Annotated in this window: 28 protein-coding genes; 4 read left to right on the top strand and 24 right to left on the bottom strand. The window is 52.5% G+C overall.

The genetic code is table 11. The features are described 5' to 3' along the window. Positions 1-13: 13 nt before the first annotated feature. Entirely contained in the window at positions 14-679 is a 666-nt protein-coding gene (locus tag KI379_RS10775) for a response regulator (RefSeq protein WP_212983540.1), read from the bottom strand. Continuing rightward, complete coding sequence (locus tag KI379_RS10770; protein WP_179231946.1) at positions 663-1,850, bottom strand: sensor histidine kinase; 1,188 nt, start codon at positions 1,848-1,850, stop codon at positions 663-665. The genes KI379_RS10775 and KI379_RS10770 overlap by 17 nt, the downstream gene beginning before the upstream one ends. 208 nt (positions 1,851-2,058) lie before the next feature. On the opposite strand from KI379_RS10770, the gene KI379_RS10765 reads away from it, so the two are divergent. Continuing rightward, complete coding sequence (locus KI379_RS10765) at positions 2,059-2,574, top strand: hypothetical protein (RefSeq protein WP_212983539.1); 516 nt, start codon at positions 2,059-2,061, stop codon at positions 2,572-2,574. 93 nt (positions 2,575-2,667) lie between these two features. Here the strand turns inward: KI379_RS10765 and KI379_RS10760 are convergent, their stop codons facing one another. Continuing rightward, on the bottom strand, positions 2,668-3,363 hold the full coding sequence (locus tag KI379_RS10760) for an FHA domain-containing protein (RefSeq protein ID WP_212983538.1): 696 nt from the start codon (positions 3,361-3,363) through the stop codon (positions 2,668-2,670). 154 nt (positions 3,364-3,517) lie between these two features. Here KI379_RS10760 and pbp4 point away from each other — a divergent pair, with 154 nt between their 5' ends. Beyond that, a complete protein-coding gene (gene pbp4 / locus KI379_RS10755; protein WP_212983537.1) occupies positions 3,518-5,572 on the top strand; it encodes a penicillin-binding protein PBP4(5) in 2,055 nt (684 codons plus the stop codon). A 108-nt stretch (positions 5,573-5,680) separates the two neighbouring features. Beyond that, positions 5,681-7,111, top strand: coding sequence for a MocR-like pyridoxine biosynthesis transcription factor PdxR (gene pdxR / locus KI379_RS10750; RefSeq protein ID WP_212983536.1), 1,431 nt, complete (start codon positions 5,681-5,683; stop codon positions 7,109-7,111). 13 nt (positions 7,112-7,124) lie between these two features. On the opposite strand, the gene KI379_RS10745 is transcribed toward pdxR, so the two are convergent. The 3 genes from KI379_RS10745 to KI379_RS10735 form a co-directional block, all read right to left on the bottom strand. Further along, the gene (locus KI379_RS10745; RefSeq protein ID WP_212983535.1) at positions 7,125-7,739 is read right to left on the bottom strand and encodes a thioredoxin family protein; all 615 of its coding nucleotides are present in this window, start codon (positions 7,737-7,739) and stop codon (positions 7,125-7,127) included. 96 nt (positions 7,740-7,835) lie between these two features. Next, positions 7,836-8,669, bottom strand: coding sequence for a cytochrome c oxidase assembly protein (locus tag KI379_RS10740; protein ID WP_244879250.1), 834 nt, complete (start codon positions 8,667-8,669; stop codon positions 7,836-7,838). Beyond that, positions 8,670-9,170 carry a DUF2243 domain-containing protein gene (locus tag KI379_RS10735; RefSeq protein WP_089547011.1) on the bottom strand — a complete coding sequence of 167 codons (501 nt, stop codon included), beginning with the start codon at positions 9,168-9,170 and terminating at the stop codon, positions 8,670-8,672. A gap of 178 nt (positions 9,171-9,348) precedes the next feature. On the opposite strand from KI379_RS10735, the gene KI379_RS10730 reads away from it, so the two are divergent. Then, the gene (locus tag KI379_RS10730) at positions 9,349-10,080 is read left to right on the top strand and encodes a class I SAM-dependent methyltransferase (protein WP_212983534.1); all 732 of its coding nucleotides are present in this window, start codon (positions 9,349-9,351) and stop codon (positions 10,078-10,080) included. Positions 10,081-10,151: 71 nt separating this feature from the next. Here KI379_RS10730 and glpX read toward each other — a convergent pair whose 3' ends face one another. The 18 genes from glpX to KI379_RS10640 all read right to left on the bottom strand — a co-directional run bounded on the left by glpX (position 10,152) and on the right by KI379_RS10640 (position 25,572). Then, positions 10,152-11,126: a class II fructose-bisphosphatase gene (gene glpX, locus KI379_RS10725; protein ID WP_212983533.1), complete on the bottom strand. Its 975-nt coding sequence runs from the start codon at positions 11,124-11,126 to the stop codon at positions 10,152-10,154. 271 nt (positions 11,127-11,397) lie between these two features. After that, positions 11,398-12,396, bottom strand: coding sequence for an LLM class flavin-dependent oxidoreductase (locus KI379_RS10720; protein ID WP_089547008.1), 999 nt, complete (start codon positions 12,394-12,396; stop codon positions 11,398-11,400). A 230-nt stretch (positions 12,397-12,626) separates the two neighbouring features. Beyond that, positions 12,627-13,418, bottom strand: a complete 792-nt coding sequence (locus KI379_RS10715) for an alpha/beta hydrolase (protein ID WP_244879249.1) — start codon at positions 13,416-13,418, stop codon at positions 12,627-12,629. 142 nt (positions 13,419-13,560) lie between these two features. Then, the gene (locus tag KI379_RS10710) at positions 13,561-13,851 is read right to left on the bottom strand and encodes a hypothetical protein (RefSeq protein ID WP_163873670.1); all 291 of its coding nucleotides are present in this window, start codon (positions 13,849-13,851) and stop codon (positions 13,561-13,563) included. Positions 13,852-14,078: 227 nt separating this feature from the next. Then, entirely contained in the window at positions 14,079-15,098 is a 1,020-nt protein-coding gene (locus KI379_RS10705; protein ID WP_089547006.1) for an LLM class flavin-dependent oxidoreductase, read from the bottom strand. A gap of 125 nt (positions 15,099-15,223) precedes the next feature. Then, positions 15,224-15,499, bottom strand: a complete 276-nt coding sequence (locus tag KI379_RS10700) for a DUF896 domain-containing protein (RefSeq protein ID WP_076166701.1) — start codon at positions 15,497-15,499, stop codon at positions 15,224-15,226. A 31-nt stretch (positions 15,500-15,530) separates the two neighbouring features. Next, complete coding sequence (locus KI379_RS10695) at positions 15,531-16,016, bottom strand: RrF2 family transcriptional regulator (RefSeq protein WP_089547005.1); 486 nt, start codon at positions 16,014-16,016, stop codon at positions 15,531-15,533. Between the two features lie 240 nt (positions 16,017-16,256). Then, positions 16,257-16,655: an NUDIX hydrolase gene (locus tag KI379_RS10690; RefSeq protein ID WP_076166708.1), complete on the bottom strand. Its 399-nt coding sequence runs from the start codon at positions 16,653-16,655 to the stop codon at positions 16,257-16,259. Positions 16,656-16,670: 15 nt separating this feature from the next. Continuing rightward, complete coding sequence (locus tag KI379_RS10685; protein WP_212983532.1) at positions 16,671-17,174, bottom strand: DMT family transporter; 504 nt, start codon at positions 17,172-17,174, stop codon at positions 16,671-16,673. After that, a complete protein-coding gene (locus KI379_RS10680) occupies positions 17,171-17,896 on the bottom strand; it encodes a Crp/Fnr family transcriptional regulator (protein WP_212983531.1) in 726 nt (241 codons plus the stop codon). The genes KI379_RS10685 and KI379_RS10680 overlap by 4 nt, the downstream gene beginning before the upstream one ends. 53 nt (positions 17,897-17,949) lie before the next feature. Further along, a complete protein-coding gene (locus KI379_RS10675) occupies positions 17,950-18,375 on the bottom strand; it encodes a DMT family transporter (RefSeq protein WP_076166721.1) in 426 nt (141 codons plus the stop codon). 202 nt (positions 18,376-18,577) lie between these two features. Next, a complete protein-coding gene (locus KI379_RS10670; protein WP_212983530.1) occupies positions 18,578-19,489 on the bottom strand; it encodes an N-acetylneuraminate lyase in 912 nt (303 codons plus the stop codon). A gap of 164 nt (positions 19,490-19,653) precedes the next feature. Then, positions 19,654-20,664 (bottom strand): NAD-dependent epimerase/dehydratase family protein, encoded by a 1,011-nt coding sequence (locus KI379_RS10665; protein ID WP_212983529.1) that lies wholly within the window; start codon positions 20,662-20,664, stop codon positions 19,654-19,656. Between the two features lie 137 nt (positions 20,665-20,801). Continuing rightward, positions 20,802-21,323, bottom strand: coding sequence for a TetR/AcrR family transcriptional regulator (locus KI379_RS10660; protein ID WP_145134137.1), 522 nt, complete (start codon positions 21,321-21,323; stop codon positions 20,802-20,804). Positions 21,324-21,523: 200 nt separating this feature from the next. Further along, positions 21,524-22,300 (bottom strand): ABC transporter permease, encoded by a 777-nt coding sequence (locus KI379_RS10655; RefSeq protein WP_163873660.1) that lies wholly within the window; start codon positions 22,298-22,300, stop codon positions 21,524-21,526. Between the two features lie 21 nt (positions 22,301-22,321). Beyond that, the gene (locus KI379_RS10650) at positions 22,322-23,101 is read right to left on the bottom strand and encodes an ABC transporter ATP-binding protein (RefSeq protein ID WP_212984689.1); all 780 of its coding nucleotides are present in this window, start codon (positions 23,099-23,101) and stop codon (positions 22,322-22,324) included. A 13-nt stretch (positions 23,102-23,114) separates the two neighbouring features. Next, positions 23,115-24,125 (bottom strand): ABC transporter substrate-binding protein, encoded by a 1,011-nt coding sequence (locus KI379_RS10645; protein ID WP_212983528.1) that lies wholly within the window; start codon positions 24,123-24,125, stop codon positions 23,115-23,117. After that, positions 24,118-25,572, bottom strand: coding sequence for an aryl-sulfate sulfotransferase (locus KI379_RS10640; RefSeq protein ID WP_212983527.1), 1,455 nt, complete (start codon positions 25,570-25,572; stop codon positions 24,118-24,120). The genes KI379_RS10645 and KI379_RS10640 overlap by 8 nt, the downstream gene beginning before the upstream one ends. Between the last annotated feature and the right edge of the window lie 30 nt (positions 25,573-25,602).

Below are 25,602 nucleotides of genomic sequence, written 5' to 3'. Positions count from 1 at the left end.
GAAGGCTGGCTGTTTATTTTACCATACCGCTGCGAAGCGCAATGACCACGACCTGCGTTCGGTCTTGGCAGCCGAATTTTTGCAGGACCCGGTGAACATGTGATTTGACCGTGCCTTCGGAAATGACCAATTTACGGGCAATCTCATCATTCCGTAGGCCATACGCCATCTCCTGTAATATCTCACGCTCCCGTTCAGTGAGTGGCTCCGCCAGATTCACGCCCGCTTCATCGGGCTGCGGGCACTTCTCGGGGGATGCAACGCGCAGCATGGCGCTCGCAGCCCACGCCGTTCTGTACACCGCTTCCCCCCGATGCGCAGACCGGACGGCCCCCAGCATGTCTTCCACTTCTGCATCCTTCAGCAAGTAGCCGACTGCCCCTGCTCGAATTCCCTGGTAGATGTACTCTTGGTCATCAAACGTCGTCAGGATAACGATCTTCATCTTTGGCAGCCGTCTCATAATTTCCCTAGTCGCTTCAATTCCCGACATGACAGGCATCTGAACATCCATTAAAATGACGTCCGGACCAAGCCGAGTGGCCATTTCAACGGCTTCACCCCCGTCCGACGCCTCACCAACCAGCGTCATATCGGGCTGAAGCCCGATCAAATACCCAAATCCCTGGCGGATCATCGTCTGGTCATCGGCCAGCAAAACCTTAATGTTTTCGTTCATCCTTATCCCTTCTTTCTGCCTCAGGCCGTGGCCGGTCTTCAGCCGGCAGAGCCGCAACGATTTCAAATCCGCCGCTTTCCGGAATGCGGTACTGTAAGCTACCGCCTTTCTCCTTCAGCCGATCCCTCATGACTTTCAGGCCAAAGCCCTCGTTGATGCCGTGTTCCCCATTCAGCGTGCCATTGTCTCGAATGATCATCGTGATTTGATGGTTTTCCCTTGAAAGATTCACTTCCACCTGCGTCGCATTCGAATGACGAATAACGTTCGTGACGGATTCCTGCAGCACGCGGAACAACGTTTCATACGTCTCCGCAGGCAGATCTTCATCATTGATATCCGCTTGAAAGTTATAACTAATGGATGCTGTTGCTTCCATCCGGATAAGCAATGATTTCAGTGCTGTCATGCCGGAAAAAGATAGATCCCCTGCCAAAGCGTGGACAGACTCGCGGATATTTTGCAGCCCTTGGCGGGCCACAGACAGCATCTCTTCCAGTGTCTCCCCTGCATGGACCGGATCCTGCTTAATCATATAACGCAGTGCCTGCATCTGCACGATAAGCGACGTCAGACTGTGACCTACCGCATCATGAATGTCGCGGGCGATCCGGGCCCTCTCCTCCAGCACAGCGTACTGCATTGCCGTTGCAGAGGCGTCCTGAAGTTGTTCATAAGCTTCTTGAAGCTCCTTCAAGTGGCGCTCATTCAATTCGTGGATGCGCCTTCTTTCCATACGACTGCGAATAAAGAAGTAGAGGACAAGTCCAAGCAGTACAAAGGAGAGAAAGTCAAACACATCCTTTTCACCAAAACGGATGTACAATCCGGCTGATACGACCATGGCGATAATCAAGGGGACATAAGCTTTGGAAGCCGTCAACCGCATCACCCAGGCGAACAGCAGAATCACCAGAAAATACAGCATCTTGATTTCATGAAACCATAAGATCCCGATCAAACACTCCACGGAAATCAGAGAAGCGGCTAGGACTGCCCGTGTTACCGTCCACCATGATCTCCTGATTAGAAGAATACTCGAAAAGGTTATCCAAATCATCAGATGCAGCATTATTTTCTCCGGAGGATCGCTAAACAGCTGCTGCCGGTCAAGCAGAAAGAGCAGGACAGCCGCAATAGACAGGATTCTGCCATAAAAGTTGCTTTTCACCGACCGTCTTCCTCCTTTAGCGTCTGCGTAATTTCTAACATTGTAGCTCGGTCCGTGGACAAAATCCAACATTTAAGCCGGATGGCAGCAAATCTCTATCTGCAGATATAGGCGAGCGATCGTGAAGATCCATCCCCAGATAGTCGAATCATCGGGCGAAAACGGGATATGATGATGACAGGCTAAATGATGAAGGAGGCAATCGAAGATGAGTGTACAAATGCTCATTTGGATCGTATTAGGTTTATTTGTTATATACCGCATATATTTACGTTTCCGCCGCACATTCGGCTGGCAGGAGTTGAAACATCGCCGGGTCCGGACGATGACCATCATTCTGAGTATTGTCGGACTGATCTTTTTTGCTGAGGGAGTAATGCATCCCGTCAGTCTTGTTTCCGATGTCGCCGGGATTGTACTTGGTACCGCCCTGGCATGGTACAGCTCTACGGTGACCGCGTTTGAGCATCGCAACGGCAAGGTGCTGTACCGCTCCAGCGCCTGGATCGCCGGTACCGTAACCCTGCTGTTTTTTGTCCGGCTGATCTACAGAATTATCGATATGGTCCAATCGGGTTATTTTCAGCAAGGAGCACAGATGTCCGACCAGCTGGCCGTGATGGGCAGCAGTTGGTCTGCGGGCTTGATGCTGATCATGTTCGCCTACTACGTAACTTACAATGTAATCCTGCTGAACAAGCAGAAAGGTTTGCAGCGATCCTAGCTGCAGGAATGTCCCCCGTAAATAAGCTTGAAACGCAGAAGAACCCCCCGAAAAATCGGGCGGGTTCTTTCCGCTTCTCTATTTACTCTCGTTTCATCTGCTAACCGCAGAATCCGCATCTTGATGCTCCCGTTTCATATATACTCCTTTTTTGTACACCGACTTGATGACGAAATATCCTTGCAGTTTCTTGTTCGTCCGGTAAATCAGTGAATTGACCTCGTCAATGCCAACCAGCTCAGTATCATCGATACAGCGCTCGGGCCATACATATCTCATAATTTCGTCCCTGGTCACAAAATGGTCCAGCCGGCTGTGCATCAGCTTAAACAGCTGGTATTCCTTCTTAGATAGCGGGACCGTCTCCTCATCAATTTGAACGCTCTGCATATCGTCATTCAAGCGCACATTGTCTTCAGGCCACCCCGAAAACACATACTCTCTTGTTTCCTCCAGGTCCATGACCGTCTCCAGCTCCAAAGCAACCAGTCCGTTCACCAAAGTTAGGCGGTCTCCCGGAGACACTGCAGCGGGTTCATGGGGGTCCAAGCGGTGGCCGTTCAGCTCGGTCCCGTTCTTGCTCCCCAAATCCTCGACCAGGAGCCCCTCTTCGGTCCACGCGATCCGGCAGTGCTGTTTAGATACCAGCAGGTTGTATATCTCGAGCATCCCTTGTTCCGAGCCGGTATGTCTGCCAACCGTCACGGTTTCTCCTTCTTCCAAGTAAATAAACGATCCATGGCCTTTCTGGCCGGCGGTATCAATCATGATTTTGATTTTGTCCGGCATATCTACCTCTCACTTTCCTTTGTCTCTTTCTCCCGTCAATGATAAATTCGTCAGATTTGTTCCATTGTTTGCCTACCCGGCTGATTTTATAGTTAGCCTATACCCGTTTCCATGTTTACTTGTGAATTATATTTCAAAAGCGAGGTTTATAGCAATGAAGCGATTGAAGCGAAAACAATTTTTTACATACGTGCTGTTAGCTTTTCTGGTTGCCAGTGGCATGGCGATATACGTGTTTATTCAGGGGCGGGATGAACCCGGTCCCGAACAGACGCTGCAGTCTTACTTCAACAGTCTGAAAGAAATGAAATTTGACAGGCTCTACGACCTCATGACGCCTGAATCCCTTGAGCAATCGGGAATGAGCCGCGAGCAGTTCGTCGATAAATACCAATCGATCTTCAGCGGAATGGGCGTTACCGGCGTTAAAGTGACGCAGGGGCCTGCCTTCCAGTCCGAAGAGGATCATCATTATTCCATGGACTATACCGCCACCTGGCATACCCCAATCGGTGATGTTGATGGGGATTACCATATGAAGCTGGTTCAGGTTGAACAAGACCACGATAAGGTCTGGGCCATCGAGTGGCATCCTTCTCTGATTCTACCAGAGATGTCCGCCGGCGACAAAGTAAGGGTCCGCGTATTGACGCCTCAGCGTGGTGAAATCACGGACCGGGATGGGAACCCGCTGGCCACCCGCGGCACCGCATACGAATGGGGGATTACCCCTTCCGAGCTCGGCGACCATCCGGATCAGACGATCTCCAGCATCGCCGCCTACTTCGAACTTTCGGTGGAATATATCCAAAAAAAGCTGGCGCAAAAATGGGTCAAACCGGATTATTTTGTACCAATGGCCAACGTTCCCAATACCGATCTGTCCCAGAAACTGCCGGGCGTCTCGGTCAGACCGAAGGAAGTGAGGTACTATCCGCTGGGCCAAGCCGCCGCCCACCTCACCGGTTATGTCCGTCAGGTGACGCAGGAAGATTTGCAGAACGATAAAGACGGCTATTATGCTGCTGGGGACTGGATTGGCAAGGCCGGACTGGAGCAATCGCTGGAAAAGCAGCTGCGGGGACGGAAAGGGGGATTGATCGAAATTACCGACGCGAAGGGGAACCGTAAACGCATCGTTGCCCAGAAGCCCGCGGTGAACGGCGAGAACATCCGCCTTACGGTCGCCTCCGCTCTTCAGCAGGACCTGTACCGTACGCTGTCCGGCGATACCGGCGCGGCAGTGTTGATGAACCCGAAGCATGGAGATCTGCTGGCCCTGGTCAGCACCCCTTCGTATGACCCGAACCAAATGGTCACCGGCCTGTCACAGCAGGAATGGGACGCTTATTCAAAGGATCCGGAGCTTCCTTTCTTTAACCGGTTCGCGGCCCGGTATGCGCCGGGTTCGGTGTTTAAAGCGGTGACGGCCGCAGCCGGCCTGACCGAAGGCATAACCAAAGCGGATAAAACCCGCCGCATTGACGGGCTGCATTGGAAAAAAGACGCGGGCTGGGGCGGGTACTATGTCACGCGGGTGAAGGACGTCAGCTCCGTAAATATGGTGGATGCCCTCGTGTATTCTGACAACATTTATTTTGCACAAGAAGCGCTGGAAATGGGCAGCGGCAAATTTATCGAAGGCATATCCAAATTCGGCTTCGGCGAGAATTGGGGGCTGGACATGATCAACCTGAAGCCAAGCCAGTATGCCAACGCCTCCCACCGGGACCTGGCTTCGGAAGTTCTGCTCGCGGATACGTCCTATGGACAAGGAGAAATGCTGTTGTCCCCGATCCATGTGGCGGTCGCATTCACACCCTTCACCCAGCAAGGCAAACTTGTCCCCCCTATCCTCTTTCTACGGCAGGAAGATCAAGAATCTCCTCAAGCGATCCAAATCATTACTCCAAAGGTTGCCGGAACGGTCAAAGATGCACTGACGCAGGTCGTCAGCCGAAGCGGCGGCACCGCTCACGCGCTGTCTTCTGCAGAGCTGAAGCTGGCGGCAAAAACCGGTACAGCCGAGCTGAAAGTCAAAAAAGGCGAACAGGGCGAGGAGAATGGATTTGTAGTCGCCTTTGACGCGGAGCAATCTTCTTTCCTGATATCCGCACTGATCGAAAATGTACATGCACGCGGCGGCAGCCACTACGTCGTGAATAAGCTGAAGCCTTTTCTAAATACACTGAATTTACAAACAAAATAACGGTCAAGAAATCCGTCAACTTGCATTGCAGCCATCGCTGCAGATTGAGACCCTCATGTGATACGATGAGGACAAGAATCAGCGAATCCTACGCAAAGGCGGTATCCCATGTTTGACCTTCTGCTACCCGAGCATTCCGGCTCTCCGTTATATCTTCAACTTTATCATTTGATCCGCGAGCAAATCCGCTTAGGGAAAGTTGCGGCTGGGACCCGGCTGCCGTCCGTACGGGCGCTGCAGCAGCAGCTCGATATCAGCAAGACGCCTGTCGAAACCGCATATCACATGCTGGTGGTCGAAGGCTATGTCGTCAACAAACCTAAGTCGGGCTTTTACGTGGTGGACGACCCTGAATTTATACAAAATGTCGTGACAACGTCTCCGGCTCGGCGTATGCAGCTTAAGCATACCGTGCCAGGATTTCACGAGTGTTTACGCGAAGAAGGCATGGACTGGATCGATTTTAACCCTACCCATATGGATGGAGATTCGTTTCCACTCAGGACATGGAACAAAATGCTAAAAGAAGCCATACAGCCATTGGCCGCACAGCTGGGTCGATATGGGGATTCCCGCGGCGAACCGGGACTGCGGGCTGCCATCTCGGAGTATCTGGCTCATTCCAGAGGCGTCCTCTGTTCACCGGAGCAAGTCATCATTGGCAGCGGCATGTCGTACAGCATCGGAATTCTGGTTAAACTTCTGGACGGGATACGGCGGGTGGCATTTGAAGAGCCTGGCTTCGATCTCGTAAGGAACCTATTGAACGGATACGGCTGGGAGGCGGTTCCGGTCCCGGTTAGCGGCCAAGGGCTGCATGTGGATGAGTTGGCAAAAGTTCCTTTTCAGGCCGTATATGTCACACCTTCGCATCAGTTCCCGACAGGAAGCATCATGCCGTATTCGCAGCGGGTGCGTCTGCTCGCATGGGCCGAAACGGCGGGCGCTTATATTATCGAGGATGACTATGATGGAGAATTCCGGTATCAGGGAAAGCCGATCCCCTCCCTTCAAGGGCTTGATAACAAAGGCAGGGTTATCTATATCGGTACCTTCTCGAAGACATTGTCGCCTGCGCTCCGCATCAATTATATGGTCGTTCCTCCCGCACTCTTGCTCAACTTATCCAACCTCCACCCTGATCTGCTGCATGCACCTTCGCGCCTGGAACAGTGGGCGCTGGAGCGGTTCATACGGGAGGGTCACTGGTACAGACATTTGCGGAAGACACGCAGCTTGTACCGCAAGAAGCATCATCATTTGATAGACCTGATACGCATTCACTTTGGTGAGCAAGTCCATATTACCGGTCAGCATGCGGGGCTTCACCTTCAGCTGAGCGTCCGCCGCCATGGTACCGCTCAAGAGCTGATCCAGCGGGCTGAACAGCAGCGGGTCAGGGTGTATGATTTCCGCAGTATGTGGGCTGACCCGCCCGATGCCCCCCTTCCTGTCGTTTATTTGGGCTTTGCCGGCCTTCCGCTTCCGGTTATGGAGGAAGGTATCCTTCGTTTAAAAAAGGCTTGGTTCGGCACCTAATCTCTTTCTATCTCTACGGTGTTTGAACAAAACGATGAAACAGCACGTCCAGCTCTTGCAAAATGACATCCTGGTAGCGGTCGCCTTCAAGGTAAAGAGCTCCGATGTCCCGGTAAACTTGGTTAAGCTGTTCTTGATAGGAAGGGGACTGCCGGTCCGGCCGGCTGGTTTTAAAGTTGTCCATCACTTGCTGAATGTAGGCTGGGCGCGCCCCCCACCTGCCGAGCACGTTGCCACCCCGGTCAACAAAAATCGCCACAGGCTGGGCTCTTCCGCCGTCCGTCAGAAATAAATCCATCGTATCCAGATGTTCTTCCATGATCAGCGCTTCAACCGGGATGCCGGACTGCTCCATGATCCGAAACAGCACGGGGACGTTCCATATGACATCCGGACACCAGTCCGTGCATAAGATCAGGCAGCGAATGCCTAAACGCTCACCTGAAGATGCAAACAAACTCCGTCTGTCCGAATCGAGCGTACGGAATCCATGATATTTGTCATAAAACCTTTCAACGGTATTCGGTATCCCGCTGTTAACCATTTCTCTGACCTGCATACGTTCCATAAATTGCCGCGGAGTAATCCCTTGTCCGACTTTATGCATTAGATTGACCGCTTCTGTCATCGCCGCTTCCAACCTTTCTTATTCGTATATCTACCAACATAAAACAAAACTGACCCTATAGAAATGGTCAGTTTCCTTTTTTTAAAAAAGCCAATTTTACGAAATGGCCGGGGACGAAGCGGTCTTGTGCCTTTTGCCAGGCCGTGCCGACTTGTACCACTGCAGACAAAACAGAAAGATGAGGATCAGGTCGACGGCATCTCCCCCGTAATACATGAGCTGTGCTCCCGATTCAGCCTGGACTATGGAGACGCCTCCCGGCGGATATGCATATAGAACCTTGGCCAAGATTCCATGTCCGGCAAGAGATAACACGAGGATGCCTGCACGAAATCTGTACCCTGCCCGGTGAGGACTGGGATCAATACAGAGCAGTGCTGCGGCGTATAAGTACCCTGCGACAAACATATGTGCATGCACCAAAACGTGAAGAACCGGATGGTGCTGCATCGCCGAGTACAAGCCGGTATAATACAGCACCCATAGTCCTCCGACGTTCAAAAGAGATGCCGTAACTGGATGGCTCAGCAGACGAACTGGCCGGGTTTTCAGCCAGGCTGCCATCCTGCGCGCCGACGAAATCGTTAAGCTGCGCAGCAATAAGGTTATGGGAGCAGAGCATGCGAGCAATAAAGGGGAGAGCATGCCAAGCAGCAGATGCCCCAGCATATGATAGAAAAAATCGTCATGTGCCCTTGTCGCCAGTGGTCCCGTTAACGCTGCTGCCGCAGCAGTGACACCAAGGATCCAGCAGATCGTACGCATGGCGGGCCATCTGTTAAACCGGCGATTCGCAGCTTTCACTGCCACGGTATAGAGGCCGATAAGCACGAGAAATAAGAGGATGAAGAGCGTATCATGGAGAATCCCAGTCCCGGGATCATGGTGACCTCCGGCAGCATGACCTGCGTGATGTCCTGTCATGTTCATTTAACCGTCCCTCTCCGTTTCCCGCTTCGCTAATCTGCCCGTTTGAACGATCAGCATGATGCCGATGATCAGAATGACGGCTGCGCTGACATTCCAAACGACGTCGTATACGAAGACGTTGTCAACGTACCGGATCTGATGAATCCGCATCCACTTGTGCTGGATCGTCCCGTCATACAGCTGAAATCCGCCGACGCCGAGGAGCATGCCGCCCCACCAGCGTTTCGGCCACATGGCGTTTCTCCGCCGGAGATCCGATACCAAAAACATGCCGGCAATCGTCGCGAACCAATTGAGCGCATGAAACAGGCCATCCGACACAAGCCCCACGGCCGAAGTGGATTTGTCATAAAAATGATGCCAATGCAGCAGCTGATGAAACACGACCTCATCCACAAAAGCGATAAATCCGATGCCGGCCAGAAATCCCGACCAGAGGTTGCGGCTGGCATACGTGATCCGGGCTGAAAGATTGGAAGACTCCGTTGCGTTAGAACTCATGGTTTTTCCACCTTTTGTAAGACTTGTTTCTTCTCAATATACCCAGTCGATGCCGGGTTATAACATGTCCTGAATCTCAGCATCAACTTGACCCCGAAGTCATGCCCAATTTATAGTTAGTGGATCAGAGAGAGCAAGATTAAACGTTTAATATCCCAAACAAAGGAGTGCATCGGTTATGAAACAAAACAAGTATGACGACTCCGCTTTTTTCGCGGCGTATAAAGAGATGCCCCGGTCCATCGGCGGGCTTGGGGCTGCAGGGGAATGGCATGAATTTAAAGCACTGCTTCCGGATCTGCAGGGCAAATCGGTTCTCGACCTCGGCTGCGGCTTTGGCTGGCACTGCCGGTATGCGCGGGAACAGCATGCAGCTGAGGTGGTCGGCGTAGACATTTCGGCTAAAATGCTGGAATCCGCACGGGAACAAACAGATGATCCGGCAATCACCTATCTGCAGGCACCGATCGAAGATATCGACTTTCCCGACGGCCATTTCGACGTCGTCCTCAGCTCGCTCGCTTTCCATTACGTGCAGTCGTTTGATGCCGTATGCCAAAAAGTACACAGCTGCTTAAAGCAGGGCGGCACCTTCGTCTTCTCGGTGGAGCATCCTATTTTTACGTCCCGGCCCGAGCAGGAATGGATTCTGGACGACAAGGGCAGCCCGCTGTACTGGCCGGTGGATCACTATCAGGATGAAGGTGTTCGCAACACGGCGTTTTTAACGGACCATGTCATTAAATATCACCGTACCCTTTCCACTTACATCAACGATTTAATTCGCACCGGGTTTGCCATCACGGCGGTTCGCGAGCCGCTTCCCGACCCGAAATTGATGCACCACCCTGGCATGAAGGACGAAACCCGCCGGCCGATGTTCCTCATTCTGTCTGCTGAGAAAAAATAAAACCAACAAGGACAGGCTTCCCGCCTGTCCTTGTTGGTTCGATGCCGGTGCTCACTGCAAGGCACCCAGCGTTACATTGCCGCCCCTTGAACCAACGCCTCCTGCACCGGAAGCTCATGAATCGTCCGCAGATAGCTGATCGTCTTGTTGGCCGAGTGCATGACGACCGAATAGGTTTCGGCTTTGTCCTCCTGCAGGTACCGCACGCCATTCAAGAATGATCCGGATGTGACGCCCGTGGCAACGAACAGCACTTCTTTTGTACCTACGAGATCGTCCATCGTCAGCAGCTTGTGTGGATCCGGAATCCCCATCCGCAGGCAGCGCTCGAAATCCGGCGGGCCGGCCGGAAGCAGTCTTCCCTGCATCTCCCCGCCGAGGCAGCGGAGGGCGGCGGCGGCCAATACACCCTCAGGCGCACCACCTGAGCCGACATACAGATCCACTTCGCTCTCCATCGCCGCCTCAATCGCTCCCATGACGTCGCCGTGGCTGAGCAGCTTGATCCGCGCCCCCATCGTCCGGAGCTCGGCAATGATGTCCTGATGTCGTTCCCGGTCCAGAATCGATACCGTTATATCCGATACCGGCTTGTTCAGTATGGCCGATGCTTTGGATAGCGTCGTTTCGATCGGATCATCGAGGGACAGCCGGCCGGCCAGCTTCGGACCTGCCGCCAGCTTGGCCATGTACATATCCGGCGCATGCAGAAGCTGGCCTGCCGGAGCGGCGGCGATGACCGATATGGCATTGTTCAAACCGCTGGCTACCGTTTCGGTCCCCTCAAGCGGATCCACCGCGATGTCGACCTTCGGACCCCGGCGGTCCCCCACTTGTTCTCCGATATAGAGCATGGGAGCTTCGTCCATTTCCCCCTCGCCAATCACGACCGTTCCATCTATGGGCATCGAATGGAATTGCTTCCTGATCGCTGCCGTTGCTGCCTGATCTGCGCTGTTTTTGTCCCCTCTTCCCGTCCAGCGTCCGGCGGCAAGCGCCGCTGCCTCTGTCACTCTTACCATATCCATAGCAATATGACGTTCCATTTCTTTACCTCTCCTCCTATTCCATGCCCCGTTAATCCGGTAATTCTGCCGTGTGCTGCTGAGTGAAAACCCAAGCCTCCTCCCGCTTCGTTTTATTGTGTTTTATATATTACGTCATAATAAGCTATTTATCAATATTTATGACATCATTAATTTTTAATGCAGCTATAGACGGGATGAATATCGTATCCAAGTCCTATAAATAATCTAAAAAAGCGTACTCCCCTCCATTATCGCAAGAGGTAAGTACGCTATTATTACGTCATATATACTATTGTAAAAGCTCGCGTGCCAGCAGCTTATATACCTGCAGCCGCTTTTCCTGGGAATGCGGGATGCTGCAGATCATGGCCTCATCAAATCCATACAGCTCCTGCTCTTCCTTCAGGCGGTCGGCAATTTCCTTAACCGGGCCAACCAAATGCAGCCTCCGGTTGTCCTGGATCAGCATCCGGTCCATTTCGGTTAACGGGTAATTATGCGCTTCTTCCGGAGTGAGCAGCTGCGTGATCTGCCGCCCTTTAGCCATCATAAGCCGAAACAGATCCTGCGGCAGAGCTTCATATTCGGCCTCTTCCCTAGTCTCAGCGGCGGTCACCAAATAGGTCACGCTGATCTGCGGTTTCTCCATAAAAGCCGAAGGCTTGAACTGGTCTTTATAGATATCCAGAATTTCGCGGCTCATCGCTCCGTTGAAAAATTGCGCAAACGAATACCCAACACCCATCTCTCCGGCCTTAAGCGCACTGTCGCCGCTTGATCCGAGCAGCCATGCCTCAGGCAGAGTGACGTGAGCCGGGGATGCGGCGTTTTTGGCGTACAGGCTATCTTCCGGAACCTCATCATTCATCAGCTGCAGCGTCGTCTTCAGTTTCTCATACATATTGTGCAGCATCAGCTGCCGCCCTTCCGACAAGGCATACATGGAGCTTGTATCTCCGCCGGGTGCCCGGCCGACGCCGAAGTCGATCCGGCCAGGCGTGAATGCGCTCAGCGTCTTGAACACCTCGGCCAGCTTCAAAGGGGAATAATGCATCATCATGACACCACCGGTGCCGATCCGAATGGACTGCGTTTTGGCCGCAAGTCGGGCGGCGGTCACTTCAGGCGCCGAACTCGCAAACGTGCGCGCCCCATGGTGTTCGGCCATCCACATGCGGGTGTATCCCAGCTCGTCGGCCAGAACGGCCAATTCTTCCGCCTTGTGAAGCGCTCCTTCCGCTGTATTTCCTATCGTAACGGGTGCTTGATCCAATACACTTAATTTCATGAGGTTACCTTCCCTTCCAGGTTAAACATCATCCTGAACGCTATCTCTTTATCCTGCATCAAAGAGGATAAACATTATCCACGTTATCGTAATATATCCTGGTCGAAAAGTAAAGACTGGCATCAAATCAATTCGCAGATACTCTGACCCGCTGTCAGCATGACAAAATCCGGTGACAGACCGTTTTTCGTTTCTGGCCAGAGCGCCAAACTTCAGCGTTATTCAAGCTATTATTCAGCAGTATGCTCCAACCACGGGCGAAGAAAGTCCTCAATATCCTGCCTGGTTTTATGAAAATAGGTGTTGTTATGCCGGCCATAATTAAAAAAGCCATGCTCCATGCCATCATAAGTTTTAAACGTAATCGGGTTACCGGCATCCTGCATTTCTTGAACAAAGCCGCGGTTCTGCTCATACAAATCGTCCCCGCTTCCGCATATCCAGAGCGTCTGCGGCAGGCAGCGCCGCACATGATGGATGGGCGAAATCTCTTCGGCAATAGGCAGCAGCTCGGGGTATCGGCGGGACATAATGTCCACCCCGTCCATCCCGGCTGCAAAGATGACAAGCTTATCGGGAACGGCCTTCACGCTCACATCGTCCAAATCGTCGTTCAAGTGGTCGAACATGATAGAGGATACGGAAATATACCCGCCCGCCGAAGCTCCGCATATGGCCAGCTTCTCCGGATCGACACCGAGCTCCTCTGCATGCTGACGCACCCACCGCACGGCCGATTTAATATCCATAATCGCCTGCAGCGGGGTAAATCCAGTATCACGTCCTGTCCTGTAGTCCACGCAGATCGAAACGACGCCTAAGGATGCCAAAGCATGGGCCTGGTGCTGAAATTGGGCCGGCGAGAACTTCGGATTGGGCTGAAAGCTCCCCCCTTGGAAAAACAAAATCACCGGCCTGTTTGCCGCTGCAAGGTCCGGTTCGGACACATACAAACGCAGCTTCCGGTCTTGTACCTCTTTGTAGGTGATTTCGCGGACAGGATAATCAAAAGGGAATTGCATGGCATTCATCCTTTCAACGAATAGAGTGGGATAGATATTGCCAAAATTATACATGATCCGGTCGATCTTGTCGCTCGTTTTCACCGATCACCTGGGAATGTCCAGTACTGAAGCCGTATCCGTTTTGATTCTTCCCCTGCCTTCAACAGATCGATACGGTACTGTTCACGATCTGCCCATCACGGTCCTCCAAAATATGCGTTCCGCTCTCGCAGTTGCTCTTACGCTCCCAAGTTACCTGATATTGATGCCCGGTGTGCTCCACGGCGACGATTTTGAGCTCACCGAACCTGTTGTTGCGCTCCTCATATTGCTGAACGATTTGAACCGCCTGCTCCTCGGAAATAATGGCTGGCTTGGTATCCTCTGAATGCTCGCATCCGCTGAGCAAAGCCGTTGTCAGCAGCAGCATGATCATGGCATATTTAATCATAACGCCGTCTTCCCCTTTCGCCTGGATGGGCTGGAACTTTTGATTGAGCCTTCATTCTGTTGTTAAAAGAACGAGAAAATGTTGCACCCTTCCCTTATTTCCGTGTTCAAGCATACTCCATTTTAAAGTTCTATGAGCCGACGGGACAAAAAAAGGCTGACCTTATAAATAAGGCCAACCTTTCTCAATCACGTTGATTTACACGAGTCATATGCGATTCATAGCTGTCACTTTTTCATACCGGTGACTTCGGCCACGATTTCGTACGAACGCAGGCGGGCCGCCGGGTCGTAGACCATCGAGTTGACGATCATTTCGTCCGCCTGGGTCTCATTCAGGAAGGCCTGCAGCTGCTGCTTGACTTCTTCCGGATTGCCGATGACCGAGGAACGGATCTGTTTCATCACATGCGCCTTCTCGAACTCGTTCCAGTTGCCTTCCAGCGATTTAACCGGCGGGGCGAGCTGGCCGGGCGTATTCCGGATCAGGCTCAGAAATTGCTGCTGATGCGATGTGGCGATAAACTCCGCCTCTTCCGTTGTATCGGCCGCGTACACGTTTACTCCAACCATGGCGTAAGGTTTGTCCAGAACCGCAGACGGCTGAAACTGTCTCCGGTAAATAGCCAGCGCCTGCAGCGTATGATCCGGCGAAAAATGACTGGCGAAGGAGAACGGCAGGCCCATCTTAGCAGCCAAAGCAGCGCTGAAATCGCTGGAGCCGAGCAGCCAGATCGGAACTTGCTGTCCTTCCCCCGGAATGGCCCGGACGCGGTTATATTTGGACTTCTCGTCGAAATAGCCCATCAATTCCTGAACATGCTGCGGAAAATAATGCCCGTTGCTCGGGTCGCGGCGCAGCGCTTCCGCGGTCAGCTGGTCGGAACCCGGAGCGCGTCCGAGTCCAAGGTCAATCCGCCCCGGATACATGGCTTCCAGCGTACCGAACTGTTCCGCAATGACCAGCGGCGCATGGTTAGGCAGCATGATGCCTCCGGAACCGACGCGGATCGACTGGGTCCCTCCGGCTACGTACCCGATGACGACGGACGTTGCCGAACTGGCGATGCCGGGCATGTTGTGATGCTCAGCCAGCCAATAACGGTTATAACCCCAGCGTTCGGCGTGCTGAGCCAGGTTCAATGTATTTTTAAACGATTCGGCCGCGGTTCCACCCCTGACGATGGGTGCCAAATCAAGAACGGAAAACTTGATCTGATCCAGCGTTTTCGTATCGTGGTTGCTCATAGGTATCAGCTTCTTTCCTGCAAATTTATATGAATGTCGGTAGGACAATGGAATCGTAAGTTGTCATGTAAATGAATGATATTGATCGATAAAAGTGCAGATGCGTAAGGCTCTGTCGCCGGCCGTTAATCCAAATAGCGGCGAATCCGGTTTACAACGCCGGGGGCTTCCTCTTCCGTCTCCTCCTGCTCGGCCTTCACTTTGCGGACCTTCTCGGGCGTAACGTCATTGCCCAGCGGGTCAACCACCGTCAAACGGGAGAACGTGCCCAGCACCTGCCCGCGGATTTCGCGGAGATAATCCTCGCGTAGCGATTGCTGTTCCACGCGCTCAGCGTTAGTGAGCCCTTCTTCTTTTTCCTTTTTGGCAAGCTCATTGATTCGGCTTAAAATCGAAATCATGCTTTTCCCTCTTTTCTCGTTTGTATGTTAGTTATACGACCATTTTTTCGTGAACCCAATCCTTTAGCGATTCAATCTTCTGTCTGTAACGCTCCCGATGTGCATCGTCATAAATGGATGCTACCGTCTCCCGCTGAAGCACGGTCTTCCAGGCGGATTCTGCTTCTTCCATCAAATTGGCCAGAAGGCAGCACGGATCGGGATCGTCCCGCAGCTCCAGCATATCCCGGAAAATGCCGCTGGAGGAATAAAGGGACTGCTGCCCCTCGATGGCGATGTAAATATCGTAGATACGGATATCTTCTGTTTTTTTCTTCAATTTAAACCCGCCTTTTACCCCGGGCACGGAGGTGATCAGATCCGCGCTGACCAGCTTACGCAAAAGCTTCTGGAAATACGTCGGGGAAGTGCCAAGCTGCTGGCTGATTGCCTCGCCGGGCAGAACCGCCTTGTCCGGAAGCATGCTCAGCAGAAAAATCGCATAAACGCACTGCTCCACGCCGGTCTTCATATGCATAGGTCATCACCTCCAATATTAATGTGGTCTCCATCAATCCCATTTGAGCATAACAAATTGGTTATGCCAACTAAAGCGGATAATCATTGTCCGTATTAGATTATATGAAATCGCACCAAATGTAAACCATTAGTTTTACATTGAAAAATTTGCTGCAATTTTCAGTAGCACAACAAAAACGGATACCCGACAGGAATGTGTCTTCCTGTGAATATCCGTTACTTTTCGCGGCACACCTGATCAGATCCATTGACGCTCGTGCAGATGGTCAAAAATTCGCTGGCACACCGGCGATACGCGGCTGCGATCCGCATAGGTCAGCCAGGCAAACTCCTCGATTTCCGCCGATGGACGGAGCTCGCCAGAATAGGCCCCGGTGTAGCAGCTCATTTGAACCGTCACATTTTCCGCTTTGCCATGTGCCTGAGCTTCAAACGTTCCCACGAATGCAAGGGTCTCCGGATCGATCGCTACCGTAAGCTCTTCCCTGATTTCACGGATCAGCGTCTGCTCATCGGTTTCACCGGGCTCCCTCTTTCCCCCAGGCAAATAATAGGTGTCCTTTCCTTTGGAACGTGCGGACAGTACCCGTCCGTCCTGAATCTGAATCCAGGCAACCTTATCAATCATGGTCGTCATATTCAACTTCACTCCTTATCTATTTCCTTGCTCAAACGCAGCAGTCTCTTTTTGAACGGCAGCAGATTTTCCCGCTGGAAGCCGCCCTTCGCCGATTTTGAAAACAACGATTCCGGCCACGATAACGAGCACGCCGATCACTTTGTTCGCAGTCAGCGGGACTTTCTCCAGTCCCATCCAGCCAAGCGAGTCCCAAATCAGCGCAAACCCAAGCTGGGCCGTCATAACTACGGCGATGGCAAAAGTGGGCGCAAGCAGCTTCATGCTCTGCATTAGACAGAACACAACCCCCACCCCGATCATGCCGCTGAACCAGTACCAGGGCTGCATATGCTGGAGTGTCAGCATGCCTTTGCCTTCAACCGCCAGGCCGATGCCGAACGATGCGACAAACCCGAGGAACAGCACCCACGTGGTTGTGGCCCAGGAGCCGATCCGCTGATTCATTTTACTGTTAAAAATGTTCTGCATGCTCACCAGGGAGCCGGCGATCAGTGATAACACAAGACCAAGCATCATTGGTTTGCCCCTCCTTTCGTTACGACTTCATAAATATTTTGTCCAGCCAGATCGCTGAGCCCTATCCTGTCTATTACGCGGATACATCCTTTATCCCGCTCCACGAGTCCGTCTTTGCAGAACTTCTGGATCACCCGGTTGACGTGGCGATAGCTGGTCCCGATTAAGTTGGCCGCATCCACCAGGTTGATCGCTGTCCGCTGTTCCTCCCCGGACGTGTCCGCATCGTCGAAAGAGATCGACAGCAAGTAGCTGGCCAGCCGGACTTCAACCGGATACATCAGATTAAGGCTTAGAAAATTGGATTTTATATAAAACTTATTAGTGATCATATCCAGCAGAAACTGGAGCATAGGAGCGTAATCCTGTCCAAATTTCCGCAGCCAGCGATGGTGGATGCCGATCATATGCACGGTCGTGACCGCTTCAACGGTATTGACCGTATCCGTTTCCTTGAGATATTCGATATCCCCGATAATCTCCAGCGGTTTCATAAAGTTAAGGATCAGCGTTTTCCCTTCGGGTGAGGTGGTATAGATTTTAATTTTCCCGCTGACGAGCACGTATAAATATTCCGCAGGTGCTCCCTGCGAGCAGATGAATTCTCCCTGGTCAAAGCAATACAGCGATAAATGCGGTCTAAACGGTTCGTAAAATATCGTCTCCAGCTCATATTGACGCAAGTAATCCGCCAGCAGCCCGCGGTCCTGAATCTCTCTCATCTTGAACGTCCCCCTCTAACTTAGGCCCATCATAATGGCGTACGGCAACGATGTCAAAATTTAAGAATGACGACGCCCGCAATCATCATCCCGATCCCAATAAACTGTGCGGGGCTGATCTTTCGTTTTTTCATGCCAAACCAGCCATTCAGATCGACAATAAATGTCAGGCAGAGCTGGGCGATCAATAATGCGGAAATCGTAAAGGTCACTCCGATCGTCTGAATCGACGTCACTTCGCTGAAAATGATGACTGCTCCCAAGGCCCCGCCGATGCGGTACAACGGCTTGACGCTTGTAAAGCCCTCCCGGCTGCCGTCCCGTGCAAACAGCAGGATGATCAAAGCGAGAATACAGCCGGTCAGTTGGGTTACCGCCGCTGCCTGCCACGTCCCGATATCCCCGCTGATCCGCGAGTTGGCGACACCCTGCAGCGTAATGCAGGCGCCCCCCAGCAGTGCAAATATAATGCCTTTCATAGGTCCTCTCCTTCTGTATTGTTCTGTCATTATTAAAAGGCAATCGCGGCGGTATAAGATAGGACATATGTCCTCAGCATGAGTGGAAAGGATCCTAGTCCATGATGAGTCAGTGTTCAAAGTGTCTATACATTCTTGGCAAGCACGAAAAAACCGCCCTTTCAGGCGGCTGTCATGATATATTCATTAATCTGCGCAAGTGTTAGCTGGATATTCCCGTCTGAACCAAAACGGGTGACGATGCATAAAATTCAGCTATTTCTGCTTTTTGTGCATCAGTCAACTGCTGCAGCGGCTGCCGTACCGCAGGACAGCGAATGACACCTTGAAGATATAAAATGTGCTTTTCATAAGGTATCACATCGAAGCGTAGCATATGGGCAATGACCAAATTGGCCTGTTCCTGCAGCGCTTTAACGTTCATCCAATCGTTGGCAGACCGGGCTTGATACATACGGAGGAATATTTTCGGCATCATATTAAATGTACTGCCTATGGCACCGTTGCTGCCCATGAGAAAACCTGCTGCACAGACCTCATCATGGCCGTTCCAAATGATCCAATCTCCCCCGCATCGGCTGCGAATTTGCTGCATTTCGAACAGGTTCATGGATGTAAATTTTACGCCAATACATTGGGCACTGCGAGCCATGTCCTCGTAAAAATCCAAAGACAGCTGCACCCCGGTTGCTCCCGGATAGTGGTACATAATCATCGGAAGGCTGACCGACGACATGATGGAACGATAGTGATCCCTGATTTCCTGTGGTCCCGCCTTATAATAAAAGGGTACGACAGCGGAAACCGCATCCGCGCCTGCTGATTCCGCATGCCGGGCCAGCTTGATGCTCTCAAGCGTGCTGATACAGCCAACATGCGCCAGAACCGTCACCCGCCCTTTGGCCGCGTGAATGACGGTTTCCAGCACCTTCATCCGTTCCTCAGAGGTCAGAATAAATCCTTCAGCCGTGCTTCCGCCCACATAGAATCCCTGAATTCCCTGCGCGATTTGGTATTCTACCAGTCGTTCCAGTGATTCGGTATCCACTTCAAGATGCTTATCCATCGGTGTTACGAGTGCGGTAAAGATCCCATGAAACTTGTTATGGTCCATCGGTACCCCTCTCCCGTCGTCGAATAGTGGTTCGCTAATTTTTGCTGCCTTCCAATGTTTCGCGGTCCATCCGGCATATCCTGCAATCTGTACAAATAAGACCCTTTAATCTGGAAATTAGTCAATCTGTGTTTTAATATTAGTGATTAATCAATAACAAATACTCAAACTATTCTAGAGTTAGCCGTCTGTGATGCCTGGACCGATGCTGTGGTGTTTGCCTGCTGCAGTGCTTTGACCGTCGCGGTGATGCCTTTCTCGAACGGTGTTGCGATAATCGGGCCGATCCACTTTTCGTACTTGGCTCCGCTCAGCGTCAGCGGTTCCTCGGTCAAGTAAAGCATCTCTACGATCTCTTTCATCACGGGCACGCCTAATCCTAGCAGAGATAACCCTATTTTCTTCAGCGGAATGACCGGTTTGCTGCTTCCACTGGCCGCTCTAGCGATCCGCACGATCTCCCGTCCCGATATCAGCCCGCCCCCTGGAATATTCCAGTTTTGACCGTAGGCGTTGTCATGGCCCGCCACTTCGGCAATCATAGCGGCGGCGTCCGGCAAGTAGACATATTCGCGGGGAACGGTCATATTGCCGATGAAAAAGGCCATTTTGCCCGCTGCAATCGCTTCGAGCGTTGAACCCAGATAGGACGCTTCATTCGCTGTTGGCCCATAATAATCCGGCAGACGGACGATCATAACCCTTACCTTTTTCCAGCGCTTGTCGAACAACATCCGTTCAAAGTCCAAACGAACCTTCCCTTTCTTCGTATGCGGCTGTTTCGAATGTTCTTCGGTGACCGGGTCGGACTGCCTTCTTCCATAAGGATAGATCCCGTCAATCGCAACCACTTTGACCGCGAGCTGTTCCGCCGCCTCCATTACGGATTCACCCAGCGGGATCAGCTTGCTGGCCATCTCATGGTACGGTACGTTCGCGCAATGAAACATGACGTCAGCGTTCCCAGCTTGCGCGACGATCTCCTCAGGCCGCATGGCATCTCCCATGGCTAGCTTCAAATGCGCCGGGTTTCCCAATCTGCCGGCGAGCTGCTCCAGCTTGTGGCGTGATCTTCCGAACGCAATCGTAGGGATTCCCCGTTTTACCAATTCCTCTGTAATGGCTGCACCCGTTCCACCTGTGGCTCCAACGACCATCGCTTTGTTTATCGTCATATGAAATCGTCCTCTCTGCTTTGTTTTGTGATTGATCAATCACTAACCTGGGTTCATCATAACATTCAGTTAGTGATTGGTCAATAACTAATCATGAAAAAAATTCATTTCGATAAGGAGACCTCTCTCACGTCCCCTTATCTTTCCTTTAATTCGGGCAGACTGATCGCATCCGCTACGTTGCACAGCATCCCTCTGGCCAAAAAGAGCATCGTTCTTTCTTCGGGATGTGGAATCCCCGCCTCGCGAAATGCCTGCAGTACGATTTGACGAACCTCCCGGAATCCGTTTCTCATCGCTTCCTGGATCGCTTCTTCCTGAATCGTTTGGGACTGCATCTGCAGCAGAATCTCGTTCCGGTGGTTCTCCATGATCTTCTCGTATTCCGTAATCAGCTCCGCTTCAAGCCGCTCCGGCGACGCCGACTTCACGACTTGCTGAAACGACTCGATCATCCGGGACCAGGACACTTCCAGAGCCGCAAGCAGCAGCGCTTCCTTCGTTGAGAAAAAACGAAAGACATAAGGCTGCGAAATGTGGGCCCGCTGTGCAACCTGTGCCGTGGTGGCCCGGTAATAGCCGGTTTCGGCAAAAACCTCGATGGCGGCCGATATAATATCTGTTCTTCGGTTGACCGAAGTAGACGCATCTCTTGCCATGGCGCATAACTCCTTTTCAAAACGCAGATTAGTAAGTAATTGATCACTATCTAAGAAGTATAGGGGATAACGAAGCGGAATGCAATTCGCTTCCTCTTGCTGAGCGGTGATAAAACCAAAGAGACGGACCGCCGCTGCGGTTCGCCTCGTATTACGATGATATTTAAAATCTTTGTCCTATGACTACTCCATCCTGTCCCCTACCGCTTCAAAGACGTCGTACTTACCACACCGTATCTCGCTAGCAGTCTGCGCCCGAGCAGTCCAACTGCCCGATCCGTCAGGAAGCCCATTAGCCCTAAGCAAATCAGACCTACGAAAATCCAATCCGTCCGGAAAAACAGGCGGGAGTTCCAGATCAGATACCCGACTCCTTCATTGGAGGCGATCATTTCGGCTCCGATGATGGCCATAAAGGATGTGCCCATGGCCAGCCGGATGCCGGTAAAGATGTACGGAACCGTTGCCGGGATGATGACATGAACGACGATCTGCCATTCGGAGGCTCCCATGCTGCGGGCCGAACGAATTTTATCCTCCTCGACGGAGAGAACGCCGGTGAACGTATTCAGAATGACGATAAAAAATGTGGCGTACATGATCAGCATAACTTTAGACGTTTCGCCGATACCGAACCAGACCAGGAACAGCGTAATGAATGCGATCGGCGGAATAAAGCGGATAAAGTTCAAAAACGGCTCAGCGAAGGTACGGATGAATCCGACCTTCCCGATGATGATCCCGATAGGCACCGCCACCAAACTGCCGAGCGTCCATCCGAGAAGGACTCGATAGGCGCTGATGCCAATGTACTGCAGAAGTGTGCCGTCCATCAGCAGCTCGTATCCGCCTTTCGCCGTGTAAATCGGCCCCGGCAGAATCTCCGGCCCGTATACGAGCGAGACCAGCTGCCAGATGACGATCAAAGCGATCCAGAACAGCACTTGGAGCGGTCCTTTCTTTAATTTGTTGCTCATGGTGATCCCTCCGATCGGTTTCTATTCGTCAAAATGGGCCTGAATGCGGTTGTACAGTTCATGGAATTCCGGCGCGGCCAGGTCTCTCGGGTACGCCAGCGGCACCTCGTAAATATCGGTGATCCGCGAAGAGGGTCCGGCGGACATAATACCGATCCTTTCACCGAGAAGCAGCGCTTCCTGTATGTCGTGGGTGACGAAGATTACCGTCTTGTCGGTTTCCTGCCAAATCTTTACCAGTTCACGCTGCATCGTTCGTCGGGTCATCGCATCGAGCGCGCCAAACGGCTCATCCATCAGCAGAATGCCGGGATCGTTGGACAGCACCCTCGCCAACTGCACCCGCTGCTTCATCCCGCCGGAGAGCTCACGGGGGAATTTATTTTCATGCCCTTTGAGCCCAACCATGCCGATAAAACGATCGGAGATTTCCTTGCGCCGGGCGGAGGGAATGCGCTTCATCCGCAGTCCGAACTCCACGTTCTCCCTGACGGTCAGCCAAGGGAAAAGCGAGGAATCGGCCTGCTGGAAGACGACGGCCCGATCCTGGCCAGGCCGATCCACCTCTTTCTCGCCCACCCGCAAATGCCCCGAGGTTTTCGACACGAACCCGGCGATCAGGCTGAGCAGCGTCGACTTGCCGCAGCCGCTAGGGCCGAGGAGAACGAAAAATTCTCCTCCCTTCACGACCAGGTCGACATCCTGGATAATATAATGCAGATCGCCTGCCGTCTGCTGTTGACTATAGCTTTTATTCAAGCGCTCAATATAAATCTCGTTTGGTCTGGTTACTGCCCCCATCATCCCAGCCTCCTTATTTCAACTCAATCACACGGTCCGGGAACGCTTTGCGCACCAGGTCCAAATTCAGCTTGTCGTTCAGGTTAAAATCCTTTTCAATAATACCGGTATCCACCATATATTTTTTCTGGCCGGCCAGCCCGTCGTAGGCCTGCTGGGTGAAGCCGATCTTCCACGGATTTTTCGGCAGATCCTTAAGCGTGGCCTCTTTCGGCTGCTTCACTTCGTCATACATAATGTCAGCCGTTTCGTCCGGATGTGCCTGGACGTAGTCGGATGTTTCGTCAAGCGCCTTCAGCAGTTCGACCAATTCATCAGGGTGATCCTGGATCAGTTTGGTGCCGGTGATCAAACCTGTGCCGAGCCGGACAGGCGTCTGGGACATATCCGACAGCTCATGCGCTTCGGACAGCGCGGCGAACTTGTCGTTCAGCACCGAGCCGTACACCCAGGCCGCGTCGATCTCGCCCTTTTTCAGCGCCACATACGTTTCGTCAAATCCTCCCTGCCCGACCAGCGTGACGTCTTTCAAGGCAATGCCGTTCTGCTGCAAATAAACGTCCCACAAATAAGGAATAAACGTTCCACGCGAGTAGCTCAGTTTCTTACCCTTCAAGTCGGCGGGGCCGGCAATCTCTTTACGGGCGAACATCTTCCATTCGCTTGCGCTCAGATCCGTTGCCGTTCCGGAGGAAGCGAAGATCGCATAATCGCCTTTGCTGACGGCATTCAACAGCGGGAAGTCTGCGCCAAAGGCAATATCCACCTGCTTGATAAACAGGGCGTTGACCCCTTCGGCCGGCGTGGCGAAGTTGACCAGCTCCGCATCAATGCCGTGTTTTTCGAAAAATCCTTTTTTCGCGGCGACCCGGAAAATCGGGTTGGTGGAAATATCGGCGATTTTCACCTTAAGCTGGTGCCCGCTGTCTTTTCCCGAGGCGGTTCCGCATGCGGTGAGCAGCACAGAAACCAGCAGGACGGCTGCGGTCATTACGCTGATGCGTCGAAACACATGCCTACTCATCTTGATCCCGCTCCTTCCTGACGACTTCGTCCGTGGTCGCTACGCAGAAGGCTCCATCGCCATAGGATACGGTACCCTCAATTTCGACTGCGGTTACGGCACCACGCGGCGCCGCGCCCGGCAGCCGGTAATCGGCTACATCAAGCGGAGCGATTTCCGTCTCCACCGGCTTCTCCAGCTGCGGAATCCATTCATAAGGTACGCGGTAAGCACGGTAAACCATATTCGCGTTTCTGGAGTTTTTATAAGGAGAGATGTATTCCCACACCAGTTCATGCTCCCGCGTGACTTCGAAAATTCTTCCGTCCGCTCCTTCGGTAATCAGCGTATTGCCGTTAGGCAGCCGCTGCGCCGAGCTGATATAAGGGCTATAAAAGCGGTAAGAGTCCAATGGCGCCTGGAATCCGGCTTCGGTCGGCGTGTACTGCCATTCGATCTCCAGCGTTATCGGATGAATCTCCAGAATCCGGGAATGGTCGCGGCGCGCCACCTTCACGCCATCCGGCGATTCGGGGTTCGGGCTGCCATAGCCGCCCCAGCCTCCGTTATCGAATACCAGAATATTGCCTTCTCCCGGCAGTCCCTTCGGAATCAAATGGGCATGGTGCTGGCCGATAATCCAGCCGATATGTTTGGTGTCTTCGCCGGAATAGTCCGGGCCGAGTTTCCATACGATGTTCCCGGTCCGTTTATCGATGATCGCGATAATGTTGGATTCCCGCGCGTCCCATATCAGATTGTCCGGATGAAAGCGCTCGTCGCCTGCATCATAGTGCTTATTCGGACCCAGCACCGATACAGAGTTGATATGCATCCAGTCTCCGGAATGGGTGCCGAACGCCCGGGTATTCGGGTCCCGGTACAGCGCCTCCTTCGCCGCTTCGTCAAATCCAAGCTCTTCAAAGTGATCGCTGACGGCCCATTCCCAGACGACATTGCCCTCCCAATCCACTTCGATGATCGTGTCGTCCAGCAGCTCGACGTCCGAAATTTCGGGACGGTTGACGTTTTTATGCGCGAGAATGATCGTATTGCCTGAACCGACTTTCGGATCGGCTCCAGGCACATAATATCCGACCGGATTGCCTTCCCGTTGGTAATCATGATGCTGGCGTGCCATCCACTGCGCGGGATGACCCGGATCCTCGATCCATTCGTACCGGTCGAATTTCCAGACGACATTGCCATCCCAATCGACCTGTACCAGATTGGCTTCGTCCTGAAAACCATATTTGGGATCCCGCTCGGCAGTGCTGCCCAGCACATAGCCTCCAGGGAATATTTTGTTCGGGAAACCGCGCAGCCCCTTCCACAAATGCACCTCTCTGCCGTTCATGTCGATCAGCAGTGCCCCGGTGTCAGCTGCCTGGTAGATGGTATAACCGCTCCATGCCTTTCCTGGTTGGTAAACGGTCGTTCCTGTCGGATAAATGGTTGGATGTCCCATATGATCTGTCTCCCTTCCCTGCTCACAATG

This window comes from Paenibacillus cineris (genome assembly GCF_018333335.1).
Lineage (GTDB): Bacteria > Bacillota > Bacilli > Paenibacillales > Paenibacillaceae > Paenibacillus_AQ > Paenibacillus_AQ favisporus.
The sequence above is the reverse complement of the archived record's forward strand: the minus strand, read 5'-3'. Positions and strand labels throughout refer to the sequence as shown.

Bases quoted from the DNA above. Each gene is read 5' to 3' on its own strand.
- KI379_RS10775 (WP_212983540.1), bottom strand. From the start codon at position 679: ATGAACGAAAACATTAAGGTTTTGCTGGCCGATGACCAGACGATGATC.
- KI379_RS10680 (WP_212983531.1), bottom strand. From the start codon at position 17,896: ATGAGAGAGATTCAGGACCGCGGGCTGCTGGCGGATTACTTGCGTCAA.
- KI379_RS10730 (WP_212983534.1), top strand. From the start codon at position 9,349: ATGAAACAAAACAAGTATGACGACTCCGCTTTTTTCGCGGCGTATAAA.
- KI379_RS10710 (WP_163873670.1), bottom strand. From the start codon at position 13,851: ATGATTAAATATGCCATGATCATGCTGCTGCTGACAACGGCTTTGCTC.
- pbp4 (WP_212983537.1), top strand. From the start codon at position 3,518: ATGAAGCGATTGAAGCGAAAACAATTTTTTACATACGTGCTGTTAGCT.
- KI379_RS10650 (WP_212984689.1), bottom strand. From the start codon at position 23,101: ATGGGGGCAGTAACCAGACCAAACGAGATTTATATTGAGCGCTTGAAT.
- KI379_RS10655 (WP_163873660.1), bottom strand. From the start codon at position 22,300: ATGAGCAACAAATTAAAGAAAGGACCGCTCCAAGTGCTGTTCTGGATC.
- KI379_RS10690 (WP_076166708.1), bottom strand. From the start codon at position 16,655: ATGACGACCATGATTGATAAGGTTGCCTGGATTCAGATTCAGGACGGA.
- KI379_RS10720 (WP_089547008.1), bottom strand. From the start codon at position 12,396: ATGAAATTAAGTGTATTGGATCAAGCACCCGTTACGATAGGAAATACA.
- KI379_RS10695 (WP_089547005.1), bottom strand. From the start codon at position 16,016: ATGCATATGAAGACCGGCGTGGAGCAGTGCGTTTATGCGATTTTTCTG.
- glpX (WP_212983533.1), bottom strand. From the start codon at position 11,126: ATGGAACGTCATATTGCTATGGATATGGTAAGAGTGACAGAGGCAGCG.
- KI379_RS10645 (WP_212983528.1), bottom strand. From the start codon at position 24,125: ATGAGTAGGCATGTGTTTCGACGCATCAGCGTAATGACCGCAGCCGTC.
- KI379_RS10700 (WP_076166701.1), bottom strand. From the start codon at position 15,499: ATGATTTCGATTTTAAGCCGAATCAATGAGCTTGCCAAAAAGGAAAAA.
- KI379_RS10665 (WP_212983529.1), bottom strand. From the start codon at position 20,664: ATGACGATAAACAAAGCGATGGTCGTTGGAGCCACAGGTGGAACGGGT.
- pdxR (WP_212983536.1), top strand. From the start codon at position 5,681: ATGTTTGACCTTCTGCTACCCGAGCATTCCGGCTCTCCGTTATATCTT.
- KI379_RS10735 (WP_089547011.1), bottom strand. From the start codon at position 9,170: ATGAGTTCTAACGCAACGGAGTCTTCCAATCTTTCAGCCCGGATCACG.
- KI379_RS10685 (WP_212983532.1), bottom strand. From the start codon at position 17,174: ATGATGCTTGGTCTTGTGTTATCACTGATCGCCGGCTCCCTGGTGAGC.
- KI379_RS10660 (WP_145134137.1), bottom strand. From the start codon at position 21,323: ATGGCAAGAGATGCGTCTACTTCGGTCAACCGAAGAACAGATATTATA.
- KI379_RS10745 (WP_212983535.1), bottom strand. From the start codon at position 7,739: ATGACAGAAGCGGTCAATCTAATGCATAAAGTCGGACAAGGGATTACT.
- KI379_RS10705 (WP_089547006.1), bottom strand. From the start codon at position 15,098: ATGAGCAACCACGATACGAAAACGCTGGATCAGATCAAGTTTTCCGTT.
- KI379_RS10765 (WP_212983539.1), top strand. From the start codon at position 2,059: ATGAGTGTACAAATGCTCATTTGGATCGTATTAGGTTTATTTGTTATA.
- KI379_RS10760 (WP_212983538.1), bottom strand. From the start codon at position 3,363: ATGCCGGACAAAATCAAAATCATGATTGATACCGCCGGCCAGAAAGGC.
- KI379_RS10670 (WP_212983530.1), bottom strand. From the start codon at position 19,489: ATGGACCATAACAAGTTTCATGGGATCTTTACCGCACTCGTAACACCG.
- KI379_RS10715 (WP_244879249.1), bottom strand. From the start codon at position 13,418: ATGCAATTCCCTTTTGATTATCCTGTCCGCGAAATCACCTACAAAGAG.
- KI379_RS10640 (WP_212983527.1), bottom strand. From the start codon at position 25,572: ATGGGACATCCAACCATTTATCCGACAGGAACGACCGTTTACCAACCA.
- KI379_RS10675 (WP_076166721.1), bottom strand. From the start codon at position 18,375: ATGAAAGGCATTATATTTGCACTGCTGGGGGGCGCCTGCATTACGCTG.
- KI379_RS10740 (WP_244879250.1), bottom strand. From the start codon at position 8,669: ATGAACATGACAGGACATCACGCAGGTCATGCTGCCGGAGGTCACCAT.